This is a genomic window from Hyella patelloides LEGE 07179, assembly GCF_900659865.1.
In the GTDB taxonomy this organism is placed as follows: Bacteria; Cyanobacteriota; Cyanobacteriia; order Cyanobacteriales; family Xenococcaceae; genus Hyella; species Hyella patelloides.
On sequence record NZ_LR214230.1, the window covers coordinates 1 to 2,700 of the forward strand.

Annotated in this window: 2 protein-coding genes; both read left to right on the top strand. The window is 41.9% G+C overall.

Translation table 11 applies throughout. The annotated features are described in order from the left end of the window. The first annotated feature begins 590 nt into the window (after window positions 1-590). Window positions 591-1,055 (top strand): hypothetical protein, encoded by a 465-nt coding sequence (locus H1P_RS32575; RefSeq protein WP_144875523.1) that lies wholly within the window; start codon window positions 591-593, stop codon window positions 1,053-1,055. A 280-nt stretch (window positions 1,056-1,335) separates the two neighbouring features. Further along, window positions 1,336-2,544 (top strand): argininosuccinate synthase, encoded by a 1,209-nt coding sequence (locus H1P_RS32580; protein WP_144875525.1) that lies wholly within the window; start codon window positions 1,336-1,338, stop codon window positions 2,542-2,544. Window positions 2,545-2,700 lie beyond the last annotated feature (156 nt).

Here is a 2,700-nt window from a genome sequence, read left to right on the forward strand (position 1 = left end):
GGATGGGGGGACTTCAACAAACCACAGTTAACTGTGAGAGACAAAACATAAAACCAGAAAAGTGAGGGGTCGTCTGGGCGGGTCTCCCGCCCAGCTTGTGAACCCCGTCCCCCCTATCCACCCCTGCCGAGGCTGTCTTGGAGGACATTCCCTTGCGTCTTACGGAGTGGCTGTCGCCTGGGGTCTCCCCAGGGGTTTATACGCCACGTCCGACGCGGGCTTCCTCCGCTTCCTCGGCAAAGGAACGCCCCTTTAGGACTAGCTCCGCGTCGCGCGAGTGTTGACGGGACTCTGCCGTTTTAAGACGGAGATGACACATGACCGTTGGTTAAACTCAGAAGTCACACTTAGTAGAGTTCCCTAAAATTGCGGAAAAGTAACAAAAAAATTAAATAATTAAATTTAAAAACTTTTGTTCTTTTGATGGTGAGGGATGCTGGGAAAACCTCAGCTTGTCCAATCGCCATGTTGATGCAAAGTATGTGTTTTTATAACGATAACGTTATCTTGCCTGGTGAGATGAGTATAATATCCCATTACGATGAGTTTATCAACTTTAAAACTCGAAAAATGTTTTTTGCTAACAATTTATGACTAATATTAAGTTACTATCTCAAGTATCAGATATCTCTTTAGAAGACTATTGTTCTTTTGGTCTTGCTACTTGCTTTGTACGAGATGAAGGAGAAATCCATCAGGTTAAAGTGGTTGAACCAATTCCTTCTGCTGCTTTAGAGGCTATTTTACAAGGAATTCCCACTTCTTACGAATTTGTTTGCGGTCAAACTTTGGATAACTTCTTCGTCGAAGATACCCCGATTATTCCTCAAGAATTTCCCGCATCCGCTCAACTTTGCGATCGCTTTACCGAAAGAGCGATCGCTGCAACTCGAACTTTTAAAACACGCCCCTCAGCTGCTAAACATATCCCTATCGGAACAATTAAGCAAGACTTAAATTACTCTCTTAGCAAAAAACGAGTCTTAAACGATAGCAGTGTGGTTCGCGTAGAAGATAATGTAAAACAACACGAATATACTCATAAGATACTGTAGTTAATTTCTCATAGCGAGAAAATAAGGCAAAAGGAACGCACTCAATAACTTTTGCCTTTCTTCTTTGCCCTGTCAGGTGTGTGCCTGATGTCGTGATTTTTAACCGAATACTATTGGAAATAGGCTCAGTCAGCTTTTAGCGATCGCCAAATAACTTAAGTAGCAGGGTCTTTCTGACTTCGTGAAATTAAAATAACTGCTAATTAATAACTCTGGTAACTGTTTCAACTATCCGTTACAATACTCCATTGGTCTTTTAATAAAATCAATACAATTAATTATGGGACGTGCCAAAAAAGTTGTTTTAGCCTATTCTGGTGGGGTAGATACCTCTGTATGCATCCCCTATCTAATGCATGAATGGGGAGTAGAAGAAGTAATTACCTTAGCAGCAGATTTAGGACAAGGAGAAGAATTAAAACCCATTCAAGAAAAAGCTTTAAAATGCGGTGCAGTACAGTCTTTAGTCGAAGATGCGACAGAAACCTTTGTTACTGATTATGCTTTTCCTGCAATTTGCGCCAATACTCTTTATGAAGATCGCTATCCCCTTTCTACAGCTTTAGCTCGTCCTTTAATTGCGAAATTATTAGTAGAAGCAGCCGAAAAGTATAATGCTGATGCAGTAGCTCACGGTTGCACGGGTAAAGGTAATGACCAAGTAAGATTTGATGTGGGTATTACTGCTTTAAATCCTAATCTGAAAGTTTTAGCACCCGCTAGAGAATGGGGGATGAGCCGAGAAGAAGCTATTACCTACGGGGAAAAATTTGGCATCGACTTTCCTGTTAAGAAATCATCTCCCTATAGTATCGATCGTAACTTATTAGGGCGTAGTATCGAAGCAGGTCCTTTAGAAGATCCCATGACAGAGCCGACCGAAGAAATCTATGCTATGACCAAAGCTATTGCAGATACTCCTGATGAGCCAGAATACGTTGAAATTGGTTTTACTAAGGGTATTCCTGTAAGTATTAATGGTAATGAACTTGCGCCTGTAGCCCTCATTTCTCAGTTAAACGAAACTGTTGGGAAACATGGAGTAGGACGCATTGATATGATTGAAAACCGCGTTGTGGGTATTAAATCTCGCGAAATTTATGAGACTCCTGCTTTGCTGGTATTGATTCAAGCCCATCGTGATTTGGAAAGCTTGACTCTAACAGCAGATGTTACTAGATATAAAAGAGGTATCGAGCAAACTTATAGCGAATTAATTTATCAAGGTTTATGGTACAGTCCTTTAAAGCCTGCTTTAGATGCTTTTATTCAACAAACTCAATCCACTGTATCGGGTACGGTAAGAGTCAAGCTCTTTAAAGGTAATGCGGTAATTGTCGGTCGTCAATCAGCTAATTCTATTTATGCTCCTGATTTGGCTACCTATGGTGCAGAAGACCAATTCGATCATAAAGCAGCAGAAGGTTTTATCTATATTTGGGGTCTACCTACTAGAGTTTGGTCAGAAAAAACCAGAGGAAACTTATAAGTCAGAGAGACCCCGCCTTAAAAGCGGTGCGCGGGGATGGGGGGACTTCAACAGACCGCAATCAACTGTGGTCAGCCAAACATCAAACCAGAAAAGTCCCCCCTATCCACCCCTGGCGAGGTTGCCTCGCGACATGAGAACGCCCTAAAGGACTCG

Excerpts from the sequence above, each read along its gene's own strand:
- H1P_RS32575 (WP_144875523.1), top strand. The coding sequence starts at position 591 with ATGACTAATATTAAGTTACTATCTCAAGTATCAGATATCTCTTTAGAA.
- H1P_RS32580 (WP_144875525.1), top strand. The coding sequence starts at position 1,336 with ATGGGACGTGCCAAAAAAGTTGTTTTAGCCTATTCTGGTGGGGTAGAT.